We start from the raw sequence: 19875 nt of genomic DNA, 5'->3' as shown, positions 1-19875 counted from the left end.
TGTTCGAAACGCATAAGTTTCTGGAGGGGACAGAACCGATGAGTTACAACCAGCCGGGCCCGTACGGTGGCCAGCCGCCTCAGCAGCCTGGGCCGTACGGTCAGCCGCAGCCCGGTCCCTACGGCCAGCAGCCTCCGCAGGGACCGCCGCAGCCCGGCTACGGTTATCCGCAGGCGCCGCAGGGTGTGCCGCCGCAGGGGCCGCCGCCGCCCGGTACGCCGCCGGGGTACGGCTATCCGCAGCAGCCCGGTCCGTACGGGCAGCCGCCGCAGCAGTCTCCCTACGGTGGCGGCGGCCAGTACCCGCCCCCTCCTCCGGGCCCGGCGCCCAAGAAGAAGACCGGTCTGATCATCGGTGTCGCCGTGGTGGCGCTCGCGGTGATAGCCGGCGGCGCGTACTTCCTGACCTCGGGCGGCGGTGGCGGCGGCTCGGTCGCGGACGACGGCCCGCACAAGCTGACGACGCCCGCGGATGTCATCGGCGGCACGTACAAGAAGGTCGACGCGGGCGTCGGCGGCGACGAGGGCATGTCCGAGAAGGACCTCAAGGACATGGAGAGCTGGGGCGTGAAGAACCCCAAGGACGCCGGCGCGGGCTACACGTCCGGCGGCGACTCGCTGACGAGCAAGCAGCTCACCTTCAGTGGTGTCTACGGCGAGATCGAGGACCCGGAGGCGGTCGTCGACGCGCTGTTCGCCAAGATGAAGACGGAGGCGTCCACGGACAAGGCCGGCGACGGCGAACTGGTCGGCAGCCCGGAGGAGTTCAGCCCCGCCGGGTTCGAGAACGGCGTCATGAAGTGCCAGGAGGCCAAGATCACGGACAGCGGCCAGACGTCGTCCTTCCCGACCTGCATCTGGGCCGACCACAGCACCGTCGCCTATGTCCTCTCGATCGACCTGGCCCAACTGGCCTCCGGCAAGGGCACGCCCCTGGAAGACGCGGCGTCCCTCGCCGCCAAACTCCGCACCGACGTCCGCGTCGCCCTCTGACCCACACCCCACGCACAGCGACAGAGGCGCCCGGCGGTCGACGTGACCGGCCGGGCGCCCGCTTTTCACGCTCCAGCGCCTCTCGGTTACGCTGAGTACCGGACTGGCCTGCTGCGCGAGGGAGACGCATCATGACGGTGATGCTTGAGCGCCCGACGATAGACGGCAACGACCCCCGACGCTTCGAGGAGCTGTGCGAGGCCCTCGACCAGCTCAACGTGCCGGACGGCTTCAAAGCCGAGATCATCAGGGGGAACATCGTCGTGTCGCCGTGGTCGAAGGCGTACTACCTCGACGTCATGGATCTGATCTGCGATCAGCTCCGTCCCCATCTCCCGGAGGGCCATCGAGTTAGCTCCGCCCCGGCGCTCTACGTGTTCCCCGGCGTTGAGCGGGCGTACGGGCCGGATGTGCATGCGGCCGACCGCCGGACCCGGAGGACGACGAGTCGCCATCTGGACGGGGAAGGCCTGTCCTTCATCGCGGAGCTGACCTCGGCGTCGACGCGGGACGCGGATCTGGTCGACAAGGTCGAGCGCTACGGCAAGGCCGGTGTTCCCGTCTATCTGCTGCTCGACATGCAGGAGGACAGCGCCACCGTCTTCTGGTCGCCGGCCGCCAAGGGATACGCGTCCCGTCTCACCGTGCCGTTCGGCAAGGAGATCCTCATTCCCGCGCCCTTCAACTGCACCCTCAGCACCACCGGATTCCAGGCACCGTTCGAGTCCGACGAAGACTGATCCGGGGCACGGGGACACGACACGCGGGAGCGCCCGGCCGGTTGAACCGGCCGGGCGCTCCCGCGTGTCGTGTCCGTCCGCCGTGCCGGGCGGCTACGCCGACTTCTCGTGGCGGCCGTCGTTCTTCACGATCCTCGGCTCCCGCGGAACCAGCGTCGGGTTCACATTGTCCCGGACGACCTCCGCCGTGATGACGACCCGGGCCACGTCCTTGCGGGACGGGACCTCGTACATCACCGACTGGAGCACCTCTTCGAGGATCGCGCGCAGACCGCGCGCGCCCGTGCCGCGCAGGATCGCCTGGTCGGCGATCGCCTCCAGGGCCGGGCGGTCGAAGTCCAGTTCCACACCGTCGAGTTCGAAGAGCCGCTGATACTGCTTCACCAGCGCGTTGCGCGGCTCGACCAGGATCTGGAGCAGCGCCTCGCGGTCCAGGTTGTGGACGGAGGTCAGCACGGGCAGCCGGCCGATGAACTCCGGGATCATCCCGAACTTCACCAGGTCCTCCGGCATGACCTCCTGGAACTGGTCGCTCGCCTCGATCTCCCGCTTCGAGCGGATCGTCGCCCCGAAGCCGATCCCCTTCGCGCCCGCCCGCGACTCGATGATCTTCTCCAGACCGGCGAACGCGCCGCCCACGATGAAGAGCACGTTCGTCGTGTCGATCTGGATGAACTCCTGATGCGGGTGCTTGCGTCCGCCCTGCGGCGGTACGGAGGCCGTCGTGCCCTCCAGGATCTTCAGCAGCGCCTGCTGGACACCCTCACCCGATACATCACGGGTGATCGACGGGTTCTCGCTCTTGCGGGCGACCTTGTCGATCTCGTCGATGTAGATGATCCCGGTCTCGGCCTTCTTGACGTCGTAGTCGGCCGCCTGGATCAGCTTCAGCAGAATGTTCTCGACGTCCTCGCCGACATAGCCGGCCTCCGTGAGCGCCGTCGCGTCCGCGATGGCGAACGGTACGTTCAGCATGCGGGCGAGCGTCTGGGCGAGGAGCGTCTTGCCGGAGCCGGTCGGGCCCAGCAGCAGGATGTTCGACTTCGCCAGCTCGATCGCGTCCTCACGTCCGGACGCGCCACCGGTCTCCCCGGCCTGCACACGCTTGTAGTGGTTGTACACCGCCACCGAGAGGGCCTTCTTCGCCGGCTCCTGGCCGACGACGTAGCCCTCCAGGAACTCGTAGATCTCACGAGGCTTGGGCAGTTCCTCCCACCGCACCTCGGAGGTCTCCGCCAGCTCCTCCTCGATGATCTCGTTGCAGAGATCGATGCACTCGTCGCAGATGTACACACCGGGACCCGCGATGAGCTTCTTCACCTGCTTCTGGCTCTTCCCGCAGAACGAGCACTTGAGCAGATCGCCGCCATCACCGATGCGTGCCACGAGGTGCTTCCCCTTCGCCTGGGAGCAGCTTGGTTCAGCGGCTCCTGTGCCTCATATCCGACGGTACCTTGCTCGGGCCCCCGTTCGGGCCCCCCTTGGCGCGGTTCACATGGTCGAGCGGTCTCGTCCCGGTCTCGTACGGACTCGACGGGACGATCCGACAGAACTCATGCGCGCACCGCGCCAAGGGCGCCGGGTGTGTCAGGCGGCCGCAGCGGCCGTGGTCTTGCGGGTCGACACGATCTGGTCGACCAGGCCGTACGCGAGCGCGTCCTCGGCGGTGAGGATCTTGTCGCGCTCGATGTCGTCGCGGACCTTCTCGATCGGCGTGGTGGAGTGCTTGGCCAGCATGTCTTCGAGCTGGGCACGCATCCGCAGGATCTCGTTGGCCGCGATCTCCAGGTCGGAGAGCTGCTCACGGCCGGTCTGGCTGGACGGCTGGTGGATCAGCACGCGCGCGTTGGGCAGGGCGAGCCGCTTGCCGGCGGTACCGGCGGCGAGCAGGACGGCGGCGGCCGAGGCGGCCTGGCCCATGCACACGGTCTGGATGTCGGGCTTCACGAACTGCATGGTGTCGTAGATGGCCGTGAGGGCCGTCATCGAGCCACCGGGGCTGTTGATGTAGATCGAGATGTCCCGGTCGGGGTCCATCGACTCCAGGCAGAGGAGCTGCGCCATGACGTCGTTGGCGGAGGCGTCGTCGATCTGCACACCGAGGAAGATCACTCGCTCCTCGAAGAGCTTCGCGTACGGGTCGTACTCCCGCACGCCCTGCGAGGTGCGCTCCACGAAGCGCGGGACGACGTAACGGTTGTCCACCTGAGGGCCGGTGTAGAGGCCGCTCGCGGAGTAGTTGTTCATGTGCATGTGGGTGTTCACCATCCTGTGGCGTTCGGTGGTCTTGGCCGGCTGGTACGGGGCGCGGTGCCGCTCAGGCCCCGGTGCCGCCGCCGCCCGGAACGCCCGAAGCAGCGGAGATGATCTCGTCGATGATGCCGTAGTCCTTGGCCTCCTCGGCGGTGAACCAGCGGTCGCGGTCACCGTCGCGGATGATCGTCTCCTCCGACTGCCCGGTGTGGCGGGCGGTGATCTCGGCCATGCGCTTCTTGGTACGCAGAAGCTGCTCGGCCTGGATCTTGATGTCGGAGGCGGTGCCACCGAGGCCCGCGGAGCCCTGGTGCATGAGGATGTCGGTGTGCGGCAGCGCGAAGCGCTTGCCCGCCGTGCCACCGGTCAGCAGGAACTGGCCCATCGAGGCGGCGAGACCCATACCGATGGTCACCACGTCGTTCGGGATGTACTGCATGGTGTCGTAGACGGCCATACCGGCCGTCACGGACCCGCCGGGGCTGTTGATGTAAAGGAAGATGTCCTTCTCGGGCTCGGCCGCGAGGAGGAGGAGCTGCGCCGTGATCTTGTTCGCGATGTCGTCGTCGACCTGCTGGCCGAGGAAGATGATCCGCTCTCCGAGCAGCCGGCTGTAGACCTGGTCGCCGAGGCCACCACCGAGGGACGGCTCACCGGCGGCGTAAGGCATCAGATTCGTCACGTATACACCTGCTCGTCTCTGACGGCTTTGGCCGTCTCAGCGTCTTCGTACCGGGGACGGGAGACTCCCCAGCCCTCGTATTCATGGACCCTAACGCGCTGGTCGGCGGGCGCCATCCCGGTTCCGTGGCTGTTCGCTGGGAGCGCAAGGTAGTTGAAGGCCGCGAGGCTCTGTACGGCTCTGTACGGGCCTGGGCACGGACGGGAAGGGCCCCGGGGTCGCGTGGCGCGTCCGGGGCCCTTCCTGACGTTCAGAGCGGTGCGCGGGGCGATGTCCGGAGGGACACCAGGACCGCCGGACCGCGGGAGCGCCGGGACCGTCCGGCCGTCCCTCCCGCCCCTTCCGCCCGGCCGTCGTGTCGGCCGCCCGGCGTCGGTCAGGACGCCGGAGCGGCACGGCCCGGTCGGCCGGCCAACAGCCGATCGGCCGGGCCGTACGGCTCGGAGCGGTAAGGATCAGGCCTCGGTCTTGTCGCCCTTGTCGTCGCCCTTGTCGTCGGCGGCGGCCTCCACCGTCTCGGTCCCGGCGGCGGCCTCGTCGTCCTCGTCCTCGTCGCTCAGGTCGACCAGCACACCGTTGGTGTCGGTCACCTTGGCGGCCTCGACCACCACGGCGAGCGCCTTGCCGCGCGCGACCTCACCCACGAGCATCGGCACCTGGCCGCCCTCGACGACCGCCTTGGCGAACTCGTCGGGGGACATCCCGGAGGACTGCGCGCGCCGCATGAGGTGCTCGGTGAGCTCCTCCTGGTTGACGTTCAGCTTCTCCTTGTTGACCAGCTCATCGAGGATGAACTGCGTCCGGATGCCCTTCTCGGCCTGCTCCTTGGTCTCGGTCTCGAACTCCTCCTCGGTCTTGCCCTGGATCTCCAGGTACTTCGCGAGGTCGAGTCCCATCTGGCCGAGCTGGTGGTGCTCCAGGTTGTGCTTACGGGTGTTGATCTCGTCCGCGAGCAGCTTCTCCGGGATCGGCACCTCGGCCAGCTTCAGCAGCTCCTCCAGGACCCGCTCCTGGGCCTGGGTGGCCTGGTCGTACTGGCGGTTGCTCTCCAGCCGCTTGCGGCTGTCCGCGCGCAGCTCCTCCAGCGTGTCGAACTCGCTCGCCATCTGCGCGAAGTCGTCGTCCAGCTCGGGCAGCTCGCGCGAGGCGACCTGGCTGACCTTGACGGTGACCTCGGCCTCCTTGCCCTCGGCGGTGCCGCCCTTGAGCTCGGAGGTGAAGGTGGCCTCGCCGCCGGCCTCCAGGCCGATGACGGCCTCGTCGATGCCGTCGAGCAGCTCGCCGGAGCCGATGGTGTACTGCACACCGCTCGCGACACCGTCGGGCAGCACCTCGCCGTCGACCTTGGCCTCCAGGTCGACCGTCACGACATCGCCGTCGGCGGCGGCGCGCTCGACCGGGTTGGTGGAGGCGAAGCGGTCGCGGAGCGCCTCGACGGCCTTGTCCACGTCCTCTTCGGTGACCTCGACGGAGTCGACGGTGACCTCGATGCCGGAGTAGTCCGGGATCTCGATGACCGGGCGGACGTCCACCTCGGCGGTAAAGGCCAGCAGCTCGCCGTCCTTCAGCTCGGTGATGTCGACGTCGGGCTGGCCGAGGACATTCAGCTCACCCTCGTTGACCGCGTCGGTGTAGAACTTCGGGAGGGCGTCGTTGACGGCCTCCTCCAGCACAGCACCACGCCCGAACCGCTGGTCGATGATCCGGGCCGGGATCTTGCCCTTGCGGAAGCCCTTCACCGTGACCTGCTGGTTGATCTTCTTGTACGCCGCGTCGAGGCTGTCCTTGAGCTCCTCGAAGGGCACCTCGACAGTGAGCCGAACCCGAGTCGGGTTCAGGGTCTCCACGGCGCTCTTCACGGTTCGGTCTCCTTGGTGGCTGATTCTGGGGTTCTGCTGTGTCCGCCGCTCTCCGGCGGCCCAGCGGATCGGCCCGGCTCATCAGAGACTCTTCAGACACACGGGCACGCAGCTTGCATAGTAACCGCAAGCGGGAAGGCCCCCACAATGCGCTTCGGCGCTGCGATCTTGCCTGAATGGTCGGGGTGGCCGGATTCGAACCGACGACCTTCCGCTCCCAAAGCGGACGCGCTACCAAGCTGCGCCACACCCCGTCGGTGCGACACGTAGGGTACATGCCCGCGGGCACCGCGTCGGCCCCTTTGCCCGGCGTAAGCCCGAGGTGAGCCTGACGCGCGCCCCGGTGCGCGGTCGGCGCCGCGGCCGGTGCGCGACTGCCGTACGCCCGCGGTACGGCTGGTGTGCGGCGAACAGCCCGGACCCGCTACGATGTTGTCCGTGCCGGGGTCCCGTGGGCTTGTGGCACACGCTGTGCGGGCGTAGCTCAATGGTAGAGCCCTAGTCTTCCAAACTAGCTACGCGGGTTCGATTCCCGTCGCCCGCTCCACAGGCCTCCGGCCCGACCGTGTGCGTACGCCACCGGTCGGGCCGGAGGCGTTTCCGGGCACGGCGGGACTTCCGATACGGGTACGCGGGATCACGTGCGCGCCAGGCGCGAGGCGTTCGGGACGCTAGAAGCTGATCTGGTTGATCGTGTCGGCTATCGAGTTGAGGAACCGGTTCACCGACGGCGCCATATTGGTGGACGCGAGGAAGAAGCCGAAGAGGATCGCCACGACCGCCGGGCCGGCCTTGAGCGAGCCGCCGCGGATCAGTACGACCATGATGATCGCCAAGAGAAGCACCACTGACAGCGAAATGGCCACAACTGATCACACCCTCGGTCGGTCCGCCTAGCCCTGCCGCGCGGGAGCGCGCGACACCTCACACCCCGCCTCACACCCGCCCGACCATGGTGCCATCAACCTCCGTATGGATGGCGTCGGGTGACGGTTCATCGCCATCGGAATCGCGCCATTCGCACACCTGGCGCGTCGCACTCGTTCCGCCCCTCGCGCCAACCGGATTCCCAGCTCATGGCGGATCACCGGGACAAAACACCCCGCTCCCCGCAGTGGCCGACACGCCGAGACCCGATCGGCGATCACCAGCCAAACCACCGCCCCCGGACGTCCACCGGCGCCAAAAGTTGCTCAGTAAATCGTTTGGTAAACTAATTACTGACGATTTCTTGACGCTTACTTGACCGATCGAAGACGGATCCCAAGACGGACCTGAAGACGGAGGAGCGATCCCATCGGACACGCGGAGACCCTCATAGCCATGGGCGGCGCCTTCCTTGCCGCCGCAGTGCTCGCCCGCCTCGGCAGCCGGATCGAGCTGCCCACGATCCCCCTGTTCATCCTGGCCGGGATACTCCTCGGCCCTCACACCCCCGGCATCGTGCTGGTCTCCGACCCGCACGACCTGGAGATGCTCAGCGCCCTGGGTCTGGTCCTGCTGCTCTTCTACCTGGGCCTCGAATTCCATCTGGACGACCTCAAGGCGGGTGGCCGGAAGATGGCCCTCGCCGGCGGCACCTATCTGGCCCTGAACGTCGGCGCCGGCCTCGGCTTCGGCTTCGCGCTCGGCTGGGGCACGAGCGAGGCGCTGGTCCTCGCCGGAGTGCTCGGTATCTCCTCGTCCGCCATCGTCACCAAGGTCCTGGTCGACCTCGGCCGGATCGGCAACCCCGAGACCAGGCCCATCCTCGGCATCATCGTCGTCGAGGACATCTTCCTGGCGCTCTATCTCGCGGCCCTGCAACCGATCCTGTCGGGCGCCGACAGCCTCTCGGCCGCGGTGATGGACGGCGCGAAGGCCTTCGGCTTCCTGCTCGCTCTCGCGGTCGCCGCGCGGTACGGCACAAAGCTGGTGGGCCGGTTCATCGCCACCAAGGACGACGAACTGCTCGTCATCTCCTTCCTCGGCATCGCGGTCTTCGTGGCGGGCGTGTCGGAGTGGTTCGGGGTCGCGGACGCCATCGGCGCGTTCATGGTCGGCCTGATGCTCGGCGGTACGACCTCGGGCGACCGGATACGCAGGCTCGTCCACCCCCTGCGCGACGCCTTCGGCGCGATCTTCTTCTTCGCGTTCGGTCTGTCGATCAACCCGGGCGATCTGCCGACCGTCCTGTGGCCGGTGCTGGCCGCCGTCGCGGTGACGCTGGTCATGAACGTCGTGGCGGGCGTCTCCGCCGCCAGGATCAACGGATTCGGCGCCGGACCTGCGGCCAATATCTCCACCACCCTGCTGGCGCGCGGCGAGTTCGCCCTGATCCTCGCCACCATGGCCGCCGGGGCGAGCCTCGACGCGCGGCTCGCCCCCTTCATCGCGGGTTACGTGCTGATCCTGGCGGTACTGGGCCCCCTGGCGGCCGGCCGTTCGCACTGGCTGGCCCGCGTACTGCCGGGCGGGCGGGGTGGCGGTGGCCGTGGCGCTGACGGTGGGCGGCCGGGCGGATCCGGCCGCGCGGAAGAGGCCCCGGAGGCATCAGCCGTGCGCTGAATCCGGTCACCGCCGCCGTCGCCGTACGCGACTCGAAGACCCCCAGGGCCCGGCCTCCGCGTCAGGCGATCGTGCGGACGGTCTCCCTGACCCTGGCGGCGAGTTCGGCGGGCAGTGGGGCGTATCCCATGTCGCGGACGGCCCGCTGGCCCTCCTCGCCCGCGGTGTAGGTCAGGAAGGACTTCAGGGCGCCGAGCGTGCCGGGCAGGTTGCCCTTGTCGCAGACGATCTCGTACGTGACGAGCAGGAGGGGGTACGCGCCCTCGGCGCTGGTCGTGTAATCGAGGTCCAGCGCCAGGTCCTTGCCCGTACCGACCACTCGGGAAGCCGCGATGCCCTGGGAGGCGCTGTCCATGGCGGGTTCGACGGGCTGGGCGGCGCCGGTGCGGAGGCTGACGGTGTCCAGGCCGCCGCTGATCGCGTAGGTCAGTTCGACGTAACCGATCGAACCGTCCACCTGCTTCAGCTGCTCGACCACGGCGGAGGACGTCTGCACCCCCACGCCGCCGGGGGCGAGCCAGTCGGCGCCGGGGGTGTAGGGCCAGTCGTCAGGCCCGGCGGTGGCGGACAGGTATCTGCTGAGCGTCTGGTTGACGCCGGAGGCGGAGGACCGGTGGAGCGCCTGGATGGAGGTGGCGGGCAGGTCGACGTCCGGGTTCAACTCCCTGATGGCGGCGTCGTTCCACCGCGTGATCTTCCCCGCGTAGATCTTGGCGGCGGCCGGGGCGTCGAGGACGAGGTCGTCCACGCCGGGGAGGTTGTGGACGAGGGCGACGGGGCTGCCGAGCATGGGCAGATTGATGCCTCTGCCACCGCCCTGGCAGACGCTCCTGGACTGCTCGACCTCGGCCGGCTTGAGCGCGGTGTCGGAGCCCGAGAAGGCGGTGAGGCCCCGGACGAAGTCGGAGACACCGCCGCCGGAGCCGGAAGGGGTGTAGGTGATCTGGGTGTCGGGACAGTCCGCGGTGTAGTTCTTGATCCAGATGTCCATGGCGCTCTGCTGGACGGACGAGCCGGAGGCCACGAGACTCTGGCCGCTGTCGTCGCACACGGGGGCGAATGACAGGGCCCCGGAGTCGTCGGGGGTGCCGGAGCCGGAGGCCTGGGCGCCCGGGTTCTTGAAGTTGGGCTCGTCGGTGTTGTTCCGGCCGGAGATCGCGTCGTTGGCGAGCGGGGTGAGGGAAGCGACGGCGGCGGCGACGAGGCCGCCGATCAGCATCTTGGTGCGGTGCTTGCGGGCCCAGGACGGGGGGCGGGCCGGGACGGCAGCGGGCGCGGGCCGGGCGGGCCGGGGAGCCGCTGGAACGGGCTCGGGACCGGCCGGGGCTGGCTCGGGCTCCGGCGTCGGCTTCGGCTCGGGCGTCGGCTCGGGCTCAGACCTCGGCTCGGAGTTGGGCTTCGGCTCGGGCGGGACGACCCTGGGGTCTACCGGGGCCGCAGGCCTGGGGTCGGCCGGGGCCGTCACCGAGTGGTCGACGCGGCCGACGGCGGCGGCGAGGGGGGACGGGAGCCAGGGGGACTGTCCGAGGGCGAGGGCGAGCGTCCGGGCGCGGTCGTCCGCGGTCACCACCGTCGTCGCCGCCGCGTCCGGGCCGGGCTGGGGGCCCGCCGCGACAAGCACGGCCAGTTCATGGAGGAGTTGGGGAACGGTCGGCCGGACGTCGGGGTCCTTGGCCAGGCAGCGCGCCACGATGTCCCGTACGCGTACGGGGAGGCCGGCCAGGTCCGGTTCCTCGTGGACGACGCGGTAGCCCATGGCGTGGGCCGAGCCGGTCCCGAAGGGGCCGTGCCCGCCGGCCGCGAAGGCCAGTACCGCGCCCAGGCAGAACACGTCGGCGGCGGGTCCGACGGTCCGGCGGGTGAACTGTTCGGGCGCCATGAAGCCCGGGGTGCCGATGATCAGCCCGGTGCTGGTGAGGGCGTCGGCGCCGGCCTCCATGGCGATGCCGAAGTCGATGACGCGGGGTCCGTCGGGGGCCAGCAGGACATTCGAGGGCTTGAGGTCACGGTGGATCAGCCCGGCGGCGTGGATGGCCTGCAAGGCTTCGGCGAGCCCGGCGCCGAGGGCGTACACCGACCGTTCGGGCAGGGTGCCGTGCTGCCCGACCGCCTCGGCGAGCGAGAGGCCGGGTACGTACAGCGTGGCCAGCCAGGGCGCCTCGCCGTCCGCGTCGACGCCGACGACGGCGGCGGTGAAGGCCCCGCTGACGGCCTGCGCGGCGGACGCCTCGCGGGCGAACCGTTCCCGGAAGCCCGGCTCGTCGGCCAGCTCCGGCCGGATGACCTTCACGGCCACCTGCCGCCCGCCGGGGGAGGCCGCGAGATAGACCCGCCCCATCCCGCCGACGCCCAGCCGGCCCGTGATCCGGTACGGCCCCACCTGTTCCGGATCGTCGGCAGTCAGAGCCTTCGCCACAGCCCGCACTCCCCCAACTCGCCGCTCCCTTGCGCCCGAGAGCGTACCGGGCGAGGCGTCCGCGTACCGGCCGGGGCGTCCGCTCCGCCTCGGTCGGGGGCGTGGGCGCGGCCGGCCGTCACACCGGCACGCCGCGAGGGCCGGTGAGTCGGTTTTCGGTGAGTCGGCGGAGTCCGACCGCCACACGCGTGCCCATTTAAGGATGAATAACGCTGATGTGATGGAGTGGGCGACTATGTCAGATATTGAGCGGAAGCCCTGGAAAACCGATGTGGACCGGTCGGAAGGGTTCGGTGAGCGGCTGCTCGGGGTGCTGCTGGACCGGGCCCATCAGATGCCGCCGCAGCTGATCGCCCCGCTGATCGCGGAAGAGGTGGCCAGTGTCGGTGGCCGCGACATCTCGATCCTCCTCCAGGACTACGAGCAACTGGTGCTGGTGCCGCTGCCGGGGCGGGGGCTGACCGTCGGGGAGCCGGAGCAGGTCAACGACTCCCCCGCCGGGGCGGCCTTCCTGCGCGGGGTCGCGGTCGAGGTGCAGCAGACCGACGGGGTACGGATGTATCTGCCGCTGCTGGACGGCAGCGACCAGGTCGGGGTGATGGTCCTGACCGTGGACGCCGTCGATGACGACGACCGACGGCTCCTGCGGCGGCTCGCGGGTCTGGTGGCGGACATGATCGTCACCAAGGACACCTACACCGACCGGTTCTTCCAGGCCCGGCGCCGCGCGCCGATGGGCGTGGCCGCGGAGATCCAGTGGTCCCTGCTGCCTCCGCTGACGATGTCCTGCCCACAGGTCGAAGTGGCCGGGATCCTGGAGCCCGCCTACGAGGTAGCGGGCGACAGTTTCGACTACGCGCTCAACGACGACGCGCTGCACGTGGCGATGCTCGACGCGATGGGGCACGGCCTGGACGCCGCCACGATGGCGACGGTCGCCATCGGCGCCTACCGGCATGCCAGACGCTCCGACATCGGCCTCGCCGGGATGTACGCGTTCATGGACAAGGCCATCGCGGAGCAGTTCGGCCCCGACCATTTCGTCACCGCGCAGATGATGTGCCTGGACATCTCGACGGGCCAACTGCAATGGGTCAACGCGGGCCACCCGGCGCCCCTGCTGATCCGCGACCACGAGGTCATCCAGCAGCTGGAGAGCCCGACGACCCTGCCGGTCGGCTTCGGCGGCGACGATCCCCTGGTCAGCAACCAGCAACTGCGCCGCGGTGACAGGGTGCTGTGCTTCACCGACGGTCTCATCGAGGAGCACGAGACGGGCGCGGCGCCGTTCGGCGAGCAGCAGCTCATCGACTGCGTCAACCGCATGGAGCGCACCGGGGAAGGCGTACGGGCGGTCGTCCGCGCCATCTCCCACGCGCTGAAGAAGGAACGGGGCGGTCGCACCAGCGACGACGCGACGCTCTTCCTCATCGAGTGGCGCGGCGGCACCGCGGACCACCTCGCCACCATCGACTGAGCGGGCGGCCACCCATGGCACCCACTCCATGTCCCGTCGGCCGCAGGTCAGGACCGAGGGGTAGTCGGGGTGGGCCGGGTGGTCCCGTGCCACGCGGGGGCCGCCCCTCAGGTTTGAGTTTCGCGACTCCGGGCCGGGCGTCAAGGGCGCTCCTTCGTCGCGTCGGCTACGCCGATTCCGCTGCGCTCCACCCTTGACTCCCGCCCCTCCATCGCAAGTGCGGATTGGCGGGAGGGGCGGCCCGGGGGAAGGGGTCCCCGGGGAGATCCGTTGAGGGTGCCTGTCTCCTCCCCGGCCTGCGGCCCGGTGGGTGGTCTGCGCGGCAGTGGAATGGGGCGGTGACGCGTCGGTTTAGCGTCGAACCACGGCCTGTTGGTCGGGGCTCAGTCCCGTGTCTGGGCTGAGTGGTTGGTGGGGTTGGTGTGTCTGTGGCGGGCGCGGATGGGCCAGTTGAAGGCCTGTTTGCGCTCTGGGACGCGCCTATCGCAACTGAGGACACATGACCGCCTCACGGCACTCTCCAACCCCCTTCCAAATAGGGGCATATAGGTCGTCATGGAGGCTCGTCGCGTCTGCTTCCCCGGGAATGGCGCGGTGATGGGTCCGGCAACGCCCTTCGGACGTCTCTTGTGTCGTTGTGACGCGGGAAGCGTCCTCACCGGTCCCCGACCGGCGAAAAGGGCAGACACACCGGCCCTTGAGGGCGCGCGGGCCCGTCCGCCTCGCGCTTGAGGTGTCACGTGATCACGTATCCCAGACACGGGACTGAACCCCAGCAGACAATGGACGGTCAGTCGCTGAGCCGGTGCCGGGCCGCCCCATTCCACTGCCGCGCAGCCCCGCAGGGCCCACCAACCCGAAAGCCGGGAAGGAAACCGGCACCCTCAACGGATCTCCCCGGGGACCCCTTCCCCCGGGCCGCCCCTCCCATCATCTGCACTTGCGGGGGCGGGGCGGGGGTCAAGGGTGGAGCGCAGCGGAATCGGCGCAGCCGACGCGACGAAGGAGCGCCCTTGACGCCCGGCACGGCCCCGCGAAACTCAAACCAGAGGGGCGGCCCCCACGTGGCACGAAACCACCCGGCCCACCCCGACTACCCCTCGGTCCTCACCCGCAGACAGCCACCCCACCGGCCCGCACCTCCATACGCGAACCGGCACCGGGACTCCCCTGGCGCATAGGACTCCCCCGGCAGTGAAGACTTCCGAAGGTAGACCGGAACGATCGGGACCGAACGGAAGGACCCACGGATCCATGGGGAACAAGCCGGATGCACCGGATACACCGGATGCAGCGGACGCACCGGATGCAGCAGACGGCCGGGCCTCGGACCTGACTGGCTCGGGGACGGTACGACCTGGTACGCGAGCGGCGGCATCCGGGACACGGACCGAGCGCCCCGGTCCTCCACCCCCCGCCTCCTCCCCCGCCTCCTGGACCCCCGCGCGGCTTCGCTCCATGCGCGTGGCCGTGTGCACGATGTTCTTCATCACCGGAGCTGCCTTCGCCGCCTGGGCCGCGCGGGTCCCCGCGATCCAGGACCGGCTCGGACTGTCCGAGGGGCAGCTCGCCGTGGCGCTGGTAGGTCTGAGCAGCGGAGCGTTTCTCGGCCTTCCTCTGGTGGGCGGTCTGGTGGCCAGATACGGCAGCCGGCCGGTGCTGTTCACCGGTATGACCGTCTATCTGGCGGCCCTGCCCGGCCTGGCGTTCGCCCCCAGCCTCCCGATGCTGACCGTGACCCTGGCGCTGTTCGCCTGCGGCAACACCGCCATCGATGTCGCCATGAACACCCAGGGCGTGCTGGTCGAACGCGCCTACGGGCGCAACATATTGGGCGGATTCCACGCCGTGTTCAGCCTCGGCGGGATCGTGGGCGCCGTGGCCAGCGGTCTGGCGGCCTCCGCGGGCGTGGGTACGGGCCCGCACTTCGTGATCACCGCACTGGTCCTGTACGCAGCGGCCGCTGTGGCGACGACCGCCCTGATCCCCGACCCGCCGGGCCGAGCCCAAGGATCGGACCGCCGGACCCAGAACTCGGACCGCCGGACCCAGGAATCGGACCGCCGGACCCAGGAATCGGAACTCCTGACCCAGGACGCGGACCGTCAGGCCGAAGACGCCAAAGACCCGGCCCCCCTCTTCGCCCTCCCCAGCGCCGGGCTGTGGATCCCCGGGCTCGTCGCCTTCTGCGCCCTGATGGGAGAAGGCGTCATGAACGACTGGGGCGCGGTCTATCTCCACGACGTGACCGGTGCCTCGCCCGGCGCGGCAGGTGCCGGATTCGCTCTCTTCTCCGCCGGGATGGTCGTCGGACGGCTCTCGGCCGACCGGATCCGTGCCCGTACCGGCACCGTACGCTTCACCCTCGGCTGCGCCCTCGTCGCCGCCCTCGGGGCGGTGGTCTCGATCTCCGTCCCCACCACCGGGGGCGGGTTGGCCGGCTACACGCTGCTCGGGCTGGGCATGGCGGCCGTCATCCCCGTGATCTTCAGCCACGCCGCCCAGCTCCGGCCGGAACGTCCCGGTCCGGCGATCGCCGCTGTCTCCTCGGTCGGGTACGCCGGGTTCCTGGCCGGGCCTCCCATCATCGGGGGCATCGCCGAGGCGGTGGATCTACGGGCCGCCATGCTCGTTCTGCCGGCCCTGATGGCCGCGATGGCACTGCTCTCCCTGAGACTCCGCCGCGGCTGACAGCTCCGCCTCTGACGATTCCGCCTCTGACAGCCCGGCCGCTGACGACCCCGGAGCCGGATGCCCCGCCCCTCGACGAGCGGGCGTGCCTGCGGCGCGGCTGGACCGTTTCATCCACGATGCCCATTGCACAAGGAACATTGTGCAACATGTCTTGTGGATATAGTCTCGCCGGCATGTCTGACGACGACCGTTCCATCACCGACTCTCGCGTACTCGCCGCCATGGCCCATCCCGTGCGCCGGCGCCTGCTCGATCTGCTCAAGCTCGACGGGCCCGCCACCGCGAGTGTGCTGGCGCAGCAGACGGAGGAGGCTGTCGGGAATGTCAGTCACCATCTGCGGGCGCTCGCCGAGGCCGGACTGATCGAGGAGGCGCCCGAGCTGGCTCGGGACCGGCGGGAAAGGTGGTGGCGGCGTACGACGCCCAAGCTGTGCTGGTCCTCGGCCGACTTCGCCGAGGACGCCGCCGGTGAGGCCGTCGCCCACGCCGTCGACTCGCTCAATCTGGAGCGGCAGACCGGGCATGTACGGCGCTGGGCGGACCGGCCGCAGTCCGAGCAGGCACGGTGGCCGCTCGGACCGTTCTCGAACGAGGCGTGGCTGCGGGTCACCGACGCCGAACTCGCCCAGTTCGCCGCCGAGATCGGCGCGGTGGTCGACCGATGGGCCGAGCGCGAGCTGCCGGACGACGGCCAGGAGCGCGGCACTGTCTTCACCTTCACTCGCGCCGTGCCCGGCCGACCGTAACCCCGGCCGTCAGCAAAGAGGCCGGTCGCCAACCGACAGAGATCGTCAACAGACAGAAAACAGAAAGAAGAAACGAACATGAGCGTGTGGTTCATCACCGGTGCCTCGCGGGGCCTCGGCGCCGAGACCGCGCGGGCGGCGCTGGCGCGCGGTCACCAGGTCGTCGCCACCGGACGCGACCTCGACGCCCTCCACCGGGCCTTCCCCGGCACTGTCGGCGCGCTGCTCCCCCTCGCCGCCGATGTCACCGACGAGGCGAGCGTCCGCGCCGCCGTCGACGCCGCCCTCGCCCGGTTCGGACGGATCGACGTTCTCGTCAACAACGCGGGACGTGGGCTGATCGGAGCCGTCGAGGAGGCGTCGGACGAGGCCGCCCGCGCGGTGTTCGACACCAACTTCTTCGGTGTGCTCACCACCCAGCGGGCCGTACTGCCCGTCCTGCGCGCCCAGCGCTCGGGGCATGTGATCAACATCAGCTCGGTGGGCGGTTTCACCGGCTCCCCGGGGTGGGGCCTGTACGCGGCGACGAAGTTCGCCCTGGAGGGCATGTCCGAGTCGCTGCGGGCCGAACTGGCGCCTCTCGGCGTTCACGTCACCATCGTCCAGCCGGGCGGGTTCCGTACGGACTTCCTCGATGCTTCGAGCCTGCACACCGAGCCGCACACGATCGAGGACTACGCGACGACCTCGGGCGCGACCCGCGGGGTTCCCGCCGCGTACAACCACGCCCAGCCGGGCGATCCGGCCAAGGCCGCGGCGGCGATCGTGGATCTGCCGGAGGCGGCCGAACCGCCGATGCGGCTCCAGCTCGGGGCGGACTCCGTGACCCGGGTATCGGCCAAGCTCGACCAGGTACGGGAGGAACTCGACAAGTGGCGCGCCGTCGCACTCGCGACCGACCACACGGACTCCGGGGCCGGGACCGGGGCCTCGTAACGCCCCAGGGCCCCGAGCCCCAGACTTCCAGCCCCCGCGCCCCCGCCCTACCCCTCCCGGCAGATCAGCAGCAGCGCCCTGTCGTCGTTCACGTCCTTCGCCACCGCCTCGATGAGGTGCCACGCCGCGCCCTGGAAGCCCGGTGCCACATACCGGTCCGCCTCGCCCGTCAGGCGGTCGATGCCCTCGCCGAGATCGCGGCCCGGGGCCTCGACCAGGCCGTCCGTGAAGAGCATCAGCACATCGCCCGGCCGCAGCGATCCCTTGGCCGAATCGAACTGCGCTCCGTCGTACACCCCGAGCAGCGGGCCCTCGCCCGACTTCTCCTCCCAGCGGCCGCTACCCGCGTGGAGTTGGAGCGCGGGGAGATGGCCCGCGGAGAGAAGTTCGTAGTCGCCCGAGTCCAGGTCGAGGACGAGATGGATGGAGGTGGCGAAGCCCTCGTCCCAGTCCTGGCGGAGCAGATAGCCGTTGGCGGCCGGGAGGAAGCCGTGCGGCGGGAGGGAGCCGAGCAGTCCGCCGAAGGCGCCGGAGAGCAGCAGGGCGCGGGAGCCCGCGTCCATGCCCTTGCCCGAGACATCGGTGAGGACGACTTCGAGGGTGCGCCCGCCGTTCGTACGGGCCGCCACGACGAAGTCCCCGGAGAACGACTGGCCGCCCGCCGGGCGCAGCGCCATCTCGCGGTGCCAGCCCTTGGGCAGACGCGGCAGGGCGCTCTGCACCCGGATGCGTTCGCGCAGGTCGAAGAGCATCGTTCCGCCGCGTCGCCAGGGCACCCCGACACGCGCCCTGAACTGGGCGATCAGGAGCCCGAAGAGGCCACAGGCGGCTACCACCAGGACCGTGCCCGGGGTGACGCGTGCCGGGCCGTCCGGATACGGGCCGAGGACCATCGACTCGACGATCAGCGCCGCGGCGGCCGCGGCGTACAGGCTGAGCAGGCTGGAGGGCCGCAGGATCAGCCCGCCCGCCACGATCGGCAGGACCAGCGCGGAGGGCGAGCACCAGACCGGCACGGCGATCGTGGTGAGCGCGATGGCCGGGATCGTGAGCAGCAGACCGGCGAGGGCGATCCAGTCGGAACCGTCCCCGCGGAAGTAGTCGACGCCGGATTTGCGCACGCCGTTGCGGACCCGGTGCAGCTTCCTGCGCAACCGGGCCGAATACGACTCCGCTCGCGCGATACCGGCCATCGTGTGGACCCTACCGATCCGGTCGACAACCGTGCAGGGGGACCCCGTGACATTGCGTTCGAAATCGGGTCGCTTCGTCGACATCGCCCTGGTACTGATGGCATATGGCTACTGATCTCCGGGTGCTGGACCCGGCCGAATGGGACCACTGGTACGGGACGCTGGAGGTCGCCTTCGGTGGTGTCCTGGAGACGCCGGAGAAGCGCGCGCTGATGGAGTCGCTGACCGAGCACGAGCGGTCGCTCGGGGTCTGGGACGGGGATCAATGCGTAGGTACGGCAGGGGCGTTCAGCTTCCGGCTGGCGGTCCCCGGCGGCGCGCTGGTGCCCGCGGCGGGGGTCACGATGGTGAGCGTCGCGGCGACCCACCGCAGGCGCGGGACGCTCACGTCGATGATGCGGCGCCAGCTCGACGATGTGAGGACGTGGGGAGAATCACTCGCCGTGTTGACGGCGTCCGAGCCGGCGATCTACGGACGGTACGGATACGGCGCCGCCACACAGGAGCTGCGGGCCGAGATCGACACGTCACGGGTGCGGGTCTCGGTGCCCGAGGGCGCGGACGGGATACGCCTTCGCCGGGCGGAGCCGCACGATCCGGCCGTACAGGAGGCGTGCGAGGCCGTGTACGCGGCGGAGGTCGCCACGCGCCCGGGGATGCTGGCCCGCCGGCCCGGCTGGGAACGGGTGCCGGTGATCGACGGCGAGAAGGTGATGGACGGAATGTCGGCGCTCCAGTGCGTACTGGCCGAACGGGACGGCGAGGTGCTGGGATTCACACTGTTTCGAAACCGTCCCGAATGGGATAAGTCGGGACCCAAGGGGACGATTGAACTCCAGGACCTGTACGCGTCGGACCCGTTGGCGTACGCCTCGCTCTGGCGCTTCGTCTCCGAGATCGATCTGACGTCGACGCTCCGCGTCCGCAACCGCCCGGTGGACGATCCGTTCCAGCATCTCGTCTCCGACGTACGCCGCTGCGGTCTGACGGTGCGGGACGCGCTGTACGTACGGCTGGTGGAGGTGGGGGCGGCGCTGGAGGCCCGTACGTACCGGACGCCCGTCGATGTCGTGCTGGAGGTGGAGGATGCCTTCTGCCCCTGGAACGAGGGCCGTTGGCGACTGACGGGCGACACCAAGGGCGCGTCCTGCGAACGCACCGCCGACGAAGCCGATCTGATCCTGACGGCCACCGAACTGGGCGCGGCCTATCTGGGCGGGGTCTCCCTGGCGTCCCTGGCCCGCGCGGCCCGGGTCCGCGAAGCCCGCCCCGGCGCCCTCGCGGAAGCCTCCACGGCCTTCACCTCGGACCTGGCCCCCTGGCTCCCCCACGGCTTCTGA

15 protein-coding genes and 2 tRNA genes are annotated in these 19875 nt (G+C 69.9%); 9 read left to right on the top strand and 8 right to left on the bottom strand.

What is annotated here, in order from left to right; all coding sequences use genetic code 11:
• Nucleotides 1–38 precede the first annotated feature (38 nt).
• Nucleotides 39–992: a hypothetical protein gene (locus OG214_RS26290; protein WP_405986145.1), complete on the top strand. Its 954-nt coding sequence runs from the start codon at nucleotides 39–41 to the stop codon at nucleotides 990–992.
• 131 nt (nucleotides 993–1123) lie between these two features.
• Nucleotides 1124–1732 (top strand): Uma2 family endonuclease, encoded by a 609-nt coding sequence (locus OG214_RS26285; protein ID WP_383033340.1) that lies wholly within the window; start codon nucleotides 1124–1126, stop codon nucleotides 1730–1732.
• A 93-nt stretch (nucleotides 1733–1825) separates the two neighbouring features.
• Here OG214_RS26285 and clpX read toward each other — a convergent pair whose 3' ends face one another.
• The 5 genes from clpX to OG214_RS26260 form a co-directional block, all read right to left on the bottom strand.
• Entirely contained in the window at nucleotides 1826–3118 is a 1293-nt protein-coding gene (clpX, locus tag OG214_RS26280; protein WP_066949776.1) for an ATP-dependent Clp protease ATP-binding subunit ClpX, read from the bottom strand.
• A 201-nt stretch (nucleotides 3119–3319) separates the two neighbouring features.
• The gene (locus tag OG214_RS26275; protein ID WP_363086095.1) at nucleotides 3320–4000 is read right to left on the bottom strand and encodes an ATP-dependent Clp protease proteolytic subunit; all 681 of its coding nucleotides are present in this window, start codon (nucleotides 3998–4000) and stop codon (nucleotides 3320–3322) included.
• Nucleotides 4001–4049: 49 nt separating this feature from the next.
• A complete protein-coding gene (locus tag OG214_RS26270) occupies nucleotides 4050–4655 on the bottom strand; it encodes an ATP-dependent Clp protease proteolytic subunit (RefSeq protein ID WP_169922671.1) in 606 nt (201 codons plus the stop codon).
• 467 nt (nucleotides 4656–5122) lie between these two features.
• Nucleotides 5123–6526: a trigger factor gene (gene tig, locus OG214_RS26265; protein ID WP_405986144.1), complete on the bottom strand. Its 1404-nt coding sequence runs from the start codon at nucleotides 6524–6526 to the stop codon at nucleotides 5123–5125.
• Nucleotides 6527–6703: 177 nt separating this feature from the next.
• Nucleotides 6704–6780 (bottom strand) — tRNA-Pro (locus OG214_RS26260).
• Nucleotides 6781–6999: 219 nt separating this feature from the next.
• Here OG214_RS26260 and OG214_RS26255 point away from each other — a divergent pair.
• A tRNA-Gly gene (locus OG214_RS26255) sits at nucleotides 7000–7073 on the top strand.
• Nucleotides 7074–7197: 124 nt separating this feature from the next.
• Here OG214_RS26255 and OG214_RS26250 read toward each other — a convergent pair.
• A complete protein-coding gene (locus OG214_RS26250) occupies nucleotides 7198–7392 on the bottom strand; it encodes a hypothetical protein (RefSeq protein ID WP_363080975.1) in 195 nt (64 codons plus the stop codon).
• A gap of 457 nt (nucleotides 7393–7849) precedes the next feature.
• On the opposite strand from OG214_RS26250, the gene OG214_RS26245 reads away from it, so the two are divergent.
• A complete protein-coding gene (locus OG214_RS26245; RefSeq protein WP_405986143.1) occupies nucleotides 7850–9073 on the top strand; it encodes a cation:proton antiporter in 1224 nt (407 codons plus the stop codon).
• A 61-nt stretch (nucleotides 9074–9134) separates the two neighbouring features.
• Here the strand turns inward: OG214_RS26245 and pstS are convergent, their stop codons facing one another.
• Nucleotides 9135–11489 carry a phosphate ABC transporter substrate-binding protein PstS gene (gene pstS / locus OG214_RS26240; RefSeq protein WP_405986142.1) on the bottom strand — a complete coding sequence of 785 codons (2355 nt, stop codon included), beginning with the start codon at nucleotides 11487–11489 and terminating at the stop codon, nucleotides 9135–9137.
• A gap of 235 nt (nucleotides 11490–11724) precedes the next feature.
• On the opposite strand from pstS, the gene OG214_RS26235 reads away from it, so the two are divergent.
• From OG214_RS26235 to OG214_RS26220, 4 genes are all read left to right on the top strand, one after another.
• Complete coding sequence (locus OG214_RS26235; RefSeq protein WP_363080978.1) at nucleotides 11725–12966, top strand: PP2C family protein-serine/threonine phosphatase; 1242 nt, start codon at nucleotides 11725–11727, stop codon at nucleotides 12964–12966.
• Between the two features lie 1458 nt (nucleotides 12967–14424).
• Entirely contained in the window at nucleotides 14425–15657 is a 1233-nt protein-coding gene (locus OG214_RS26230; protein WP_405986141.1) for an MFS transporter, read from the top strand.
• Nucleotides 15658–15833: 176 nt separating this feature from the next.
• Nucleotides 15834–16406, top strand: coding sequence for a winged helix-turn-helix domain-containing protein (locus OG214_RS26225; RefSeq protein ID WP_405986140.1), 573 nt, complete (start codon nucleotides 15834–15836; stop codon nucleotides 16404–16406).
• A gap of 78 nt (nucleotides 16407–16484) precedes the next feature.
• On the top strand, nucleotides 16485–17342 hold the full coding sequence (locus OG214_RS26220) for an oxidoreductase (protein WP_405986139.1): 858 nt from the start codon (nucleotides 16485–16487) through the stop codon (nucleotides 17340–17342).
• Between the two features lie 47 nt (nucleotides 17343–17389).
• Here OG214_RS26220 and OG214_RS26215 read toward each other — a convergent pair whose 3' ends face one another.
• Nucleotides 17390–18535 carry a PP2C family protein-serine/threonine phosphatase gene (locus tag OG214_RS26215; protein ID WP_363080982.1) on the bottom strand — a complete coding sequence of 382 codons (1146 nt, stop codon included), beginning with the start codon at nucleotides 18533–18535 and terminating at the stop codon, nucleotides 17390–17392.
• A gap of 104 nt (nucleotides 18536–18639) precedes the next feature.
• On the opposite strand from OG214_RS26215, the gene OG214_RS26210 reads away from it, so the two are divergent.
• Nucleotides 18640–19875 (top strand): GNAT family N-acetyltransferase, encoded by a 1236-nt coding sequence (locus OG214_RS26210; protein ID WP_405986138.1) that lies wholly within the window; start codon nucleotides 18640–18642, stop codon nucleotides 19873–19875.

Origin of the sequence: Streptomyces sp. NBC_00872 (assembly GCF_045161915.1) — a bacterium.
In the GTDB taxonomy this organism is placed as follows: domain Bacteria; phylum Actinomycetota; class Actinomycetes; order Streptomycetales; family Streptomycetaceae; genus Streptomyces.
The sequence above is the reverse complement of the archived record's forward strand: the minus strand, read 5'-3'. Positions and strand labels throughout refer to the sequence as shown.